Source organism: Pontibacterium sp. (assembly GCF_041587635.1).
GTDB lineage: Bacteria > Pseudomonadota > Gammaproteobacteria > Pseudomonadales > Balneatricaceae > Pontibacterium.
The window spans coordinates 1-5,069 of the sequence record NZ_JBFGYC010000287.1 but is presented as its reverse complement, the minus strand read 5'-3'; the positions used below and the strand labels follow the sequence as shown (position 1 = coordinate 5,069).

4 protein-coding genes are annotated in these 5,069 nt (G+C 50.9%); 2 read left to right on the top strand and 2 right to left on the bottom strand.

Annotation, left to right across the window (positions count from 1 at the left end):
* Window positions 1–1,732, bottom strand: a 1,732-nt coding sequence (locus ABYW01_RS13630) for an ATP-binding cassette domain-containing protein (protein ID WP_372833567.1), incomplete at its 3' end; no start/stop codon positions are given.
* A 271-nt stretch (window positions 1,733–2,003) separates the two neighbouring features.
* On the opposite strand from ABYW01_RS13630, the gene ABYW01_RS13625 reads away from it, so the two are divergent.
* Window positions 2,004–3,956, top strand: a complete 1,953-nt coding sequence (locus ABYW01_RS13625) for a transglycosylase SLT domain-containing protein (RefSeq protein WP_372833565.1) — start codon at window positions 2,004–2,006, stop codon at window positions 3,954–3,956.
* A gap of 71 nt (window positions 3,957–4,027) precedes the next feature.
* Complete coding sequence (locus ABYW01_RS13620) at window positions 4,028–4,819, top strand: TatD family hydrolase (protein ID WP_372833563.1); 792 nt, start codon at window positions 4,028–4,030, stop codon at window positions 4,817–4,819.
* 47 nt (window positions 4,820–4,866) lie between these two features.
* On the opposite strand, the gene ABYW01_RS13615 is transcribed toward ABYW01_RS13620, so the two are convergent.
* A partial coding sequence (locus ABYW01_RS13615) for a glutaredoxin family protein (protein WP_372833561.1) occupies window positions 4,867–5,069 on the bottom strand: 203 nt, incomplete at its 5' end.

Below are 5,069 nucleotides of genomic sequence, written 5' to 3'. Positions count from 1 at the left end.
CCATTAATGCCGGCAAGCCGTCGAGTTCCCGCTGCAGTTTGTAGCTGAGCTTTTTCTTGGCTTTTACCGCAGGCTCTGGAATAGCCGCCACATCAGGTTTGTTGTCCGCAGCCTTAGCCTGCGGCTTCCCTTTCGAAACCTCATTTTGCTCAGGTCGCTGGCGTAACCAATCATTGTATCCACCGACATATTCCCGCACCTGACCATTGCCCTCGAATGCAAGCGTGCTGGTGACAACATTGTCGAGGAACGACCGGTCATGACTCACAAGCAAAACAGTACCGTCAAAATCGAGCAGAATCTCCTCCAACAGCTCCAGCGTTTCGATATCCAGATCGTTGGTAGGCTCATCGAGCACCAGAATGTTCGCAGGCTGACTAAACAGCTTAGCCAGCATGACACGGTTACACTCGCCACCGGAAAGTGCTTTAACCGGTGTTCGCGCACGCTCAGGCGCAAACAAGAAATCACCCAAGTAACTGATCAGATGACGCTTACGCCCATTCAGCTCGATGCTTTCACGACCTTGCGCGATGTTATCCATCACGCTTTTTTCCATATCAAGCTGGCTACGTAACTGATCGAAATACGCAACCTTCAGATTCGTCCCAACACGCACGGTTCCATGCTCAGGTTCAAGTTTGCCCAACAAAATATTGAGCAATGTACTCTTGCCCGCGCCATTTGGCCCAATCAGCCCTACACGGTCGCCACGTTGCAGCATAAAATCCAGATTAGAAATTAGACTGCGGCCATCGTATGCATGCGATACACCCGTCAGCTCGGCAACAATTTTGCCGCTCTTCTTCGCTTCTTCAAGATTGAAGTTTGCTTTGCCCTGACGATTACGTCGGTCTGAACGCTCATTACGCATCGCTTTGAGCGCACGCACACGTCCTTCATTGCGGGTTCGACGCGCTTTGATACCCTGACGAATCCAGGTTTCCTCTTGCGCTAAACGTTTATCAAACAATGCATTGTGGCGCTCTTCCTCCTCCAGCAGTTTCTCCGTCTGCTCAAGGGAGGTGGTGTACGAGCCCGGGAACGACGTGAGCTGCCCACGATCCAACTCAACGATGCGTGTCGATAACTTCTCGACTAATGCGCGGTCATGCGAAATAAACAGCAAACCGCCGGTAAACGCCATGAGCTGCTGCTCAAGCCACTCGATGGTCTCGATATCCAGATGGTTGGTAGGCTCATCCAGCAAAAGTAGCTGGGGCTCCTGAACCAATGCGGCACCCAGCGCTGCGCGACGACGCCAGCCACCCGACAGCTGAGACATCAACTTTTCACCCGGAAGATCCAGACGTTCCAGAATCTTCTGAACACGCTGCTCCAGGTGCCAACCGTCTCTCGCTTCGATCTGATGCTGCAGCACTTCCAACTTCGCGAGATCGGCACCGTCAGCCTGCGACGCCAGTTCATCGTATGCTTCACGCAAGCGAACGATATCAGCCAGTCCTGCACTAACCACCTGACGTACGGTACGCTCGTCCGCAGCAGGCATCGCCTGTGGCAGTTCAGCAATTCGGCATGCAGGATCACACCAGAATTCACCACTATCCGTACTCTGATGACTGCCAATGACTTTGAGCAATGTAGATTTGCCTGCGCCGTTCAATCCAACCAACGCCACACGCTCACCGGGATCAATCTGAAAGTCGATTTGATCCATCAGCGGTTTTGCACCGAAGGCTACAGAAACTTTATCGAGACGAATAAGGGGCATAGTACTCTCTGGTCTACTTTTCTTAAGAGCGCACATTCTACTTGAAATACACTCATTCAGTGAAAAAATGATTTAAAAACATAGCCTCCCTGCCGTATAAAGGCATAGTGGCTCGGCCCATCATCTGAACTATTCAGGCTGAGCAAACACTAAGACTGGCTGGGCAATCAGCGGGTTTAATATCAGGAGTGCCGGATTACACCGCAATATATCCGGATGTGGTTATACTCAATACGTCATGCGGACCACACTGCAGCATAAGGAAGCCCTAATGCGAACATTGGCTCTGTGCCTTTCCCTGCTTGTCACCAGTCAGGCGAGTCAGGCGGTTACAATCGATCAACAACGCACCCAGTTTCTCGCCAGTCACAAGCTCATCAAGATGGGCACACTCACCACGCTGGATCAACAAAAAGGCGTGCTGGCCGATTACCCGCTTTATCCCTACCTTGAGTTCGAATTACTTCAAAAACAGCTAAGTAAGGCCAATCAAGGGCAAATCGCTGCGTTTACCAAACAGTATTCAGACACGCCCCTGGCCTATCGGTTAAATCGCGCATGGTTGTCACACCTATTCAAAAACAAACGCTGGAAAGACTACAAAACAGCCTACGCCCAAAAACCGGTATACAACGACTTGTACAATTGTCGGTTGCAAGTCGCCCGCCTGAACAGCGGTGAAAAGAACGTAGCGCTGAAAGCAGCAAAAAAGCTATGGCTCGTTGGTCATTCCCAGAAAGACGACTGCAACCCCCTGTTTGATGCGTGGAAGAAAACAGGACAACCAACATCCGATATGGCATCAACCCGTTTCTGGATGGCTGTTGGTAAGGGTAACGTCACGCTCGCACGCTACATTGCACGCTCAGTGACCAATCCCGTCCAAAAAAAGCAAATCGAGCTGTTCTGGAAAGTTCGCCAAGCTCCCCCTCTCGCTGACACTCTGACATCAAAGCAACTGTCCGGAGAAGCACGGGCGGTGACTTTCCAGTACGCTTATAAAAGCTGGTCACGAAAAGATCGCGTTGCAGCCACTAACTCATGGCTAAAACAACGCAAGACACTGGCAAAAACTGAGCAGAGTTACGTTGATAAGCTCAATCGCACACTCGCACTGCGCTTGGCGGCTAACTTCGATGCGAAGGCTGAACCCCTTATTCAGAAACTGGATCCCTTCTTCAAAATTGAGGAGGTCACCGAATGGCGCATCCGGGTCGCCCTGAGCAAACAAGACTGGAAGTCCGTTAATCGATACATCCTTCAGCTTCCAGATGCCAAACAAAAATCTGATCGCTGGCTTTACTGGAACACGATAGCCAATCGCCAACTCAGCCTAAAGGCGCCGCTAAAGCAGCCCCTGAGCACACTGTCACAAGAACGCAGCTTTTATGGGTTTCTTGCTGCGGAGCTTAACAACCAGCCCTTTGCGCTGAACAAACAAACCATTCCACTGCAAAAACCTGCATTGGCAACACTGGAAGCAATTCCCGGTCTCATTCGGGCACGAGAACTGTTTCTGCTGAACAGAATTGTAGATGCGAACCGTGAATGGCGACGTGTAGAGAAAAACCTGACCAAAGACCAGAAATTAATGGCAGGTTATCTTGCGCTTAGCTGGGGCTGGCACAATCGGGCGATCAACGCTGCGATCTCAACTCGAGAATGGGATGAACTGATGATTCGCTTCCCCGCCCCCCATAAAAAGCTGTTCGAGCAAAACGCGGAGCTGCGCAAGATTGACCTGACATGGCCACTAGCAATCGCGCGACAGGAAAGCGCGTTTCTCAAAAACGCCCGTTCGCATGCTGGTGCCCGAGGCCTGATGCAACTGATGCCCGGGACTGCCAAGCTTACCGCGAAGAAACACAAAATATCCTACAAACGTCAGAGCCAGCTAAACCAACCGCAGGTCAACATTGCCTTAGGGACGGCCTATCTGGGAGAGATGTATAACCTGTTCGGCAATAACAAAGCGTATGCAACAGCAGCGTACAACGCGGGCCCACATCGGGTTAAAAAATGGCTCAGTGACCGGGGCCACCTACCACTCGACATCTGGATTGAAACAATTCCGTTTAAAGAAACGCGTCGGTATGTTCAGAATGTACTGGCTTTCCGGGTGATATACGACCGCATGTCCGGCCGCAGCGGCAGCTTACTTAGCGAACATGAAGAAAAACTATTAGCACTCAATGCCAAAGCTGAAAAACCCAAATCCCTATGACGGTGTGGTCAGCTCCGGCTGGCCTCCGTATAATCCCGCCCGACTTTAGCCAGCAACCGGATCTACCACCGATGCAAACGCAATGGATCGATATCGGCCTCAATCTAACCGACTCCTCTTTTCGAAATGACATAGAGGCCGTGCTTGAACGCGCAGTCGCTCAGGGTGTCGGAAAAATGGTCGTTACAGGCACCTCCATCGCGGAAAGCGAGCAAGCCGTTCAGCTTTGCCAGCAATATAGCGAGTTGCTTTGCTGCACTGCCGGTGTGCATCCCCATGATGCCAAAAGCTTTTCTACGGCCACAGCGAACACCCTACGAGATCTTTATAAAGAACCTTGCGTAGTTGCAGTGGGTGAAACAGGTTTAGACTTCAATCGAAACTTTTCTACGCCAGAGCAACAGATCAAAGCGTTTGAAGTACAACTGGAGCTTGCCGCTGAGTCAGGGCTCCCCCTTTTTCTGCACGAACGAGACGCCTTTAAGACACAATTCGAGATGCTGAAGTCTTATCGGGATCAAATCAGCAATGCAGTAGCACACTGCTTTACCGGAGAAAAAGACGCCCTGTACGGGTACCTGGATTTGGATCTGCATATTGGAATTACAGGATGGATTTGCGATGAACGTCGCGGTACTCACCTTCATCCGCTCTTGAAGGATATTCCTCCTGAACGACTGATGCTGGAAACAGACGCGCCCTATTTACTACCACGGGATATAAAACCCAAACCTAAATCCCGTCGCAATGAACCTTATCACCTGCCGCACATTGCCCGAAAGGTCGCGACGTTATTGGATAAGCCAGAAGAGCAACTCAGTGCAGAAACGTTGGCAAACACCCAGCGCTTTTTTAATCTCTGAGGCAATCCCGGCAGCCACTGCCGGGACCGATCTCAACACCCAGCATACTAACCAATATCGGCAGGTAATCCGGCAATAAATTCACCTAATTGCGCCTGATTGAATGGCCAATCCAGCTCCCGACCCGACACTTCATCGACTAATACAGGGATGCGTACGGCGTACTTTTCCATCAACGCATCATCTTCTGCGATATCAACCACATCCACAACAAACCGTGCCGGATCCATATGGTTGACCAGTATTTCTG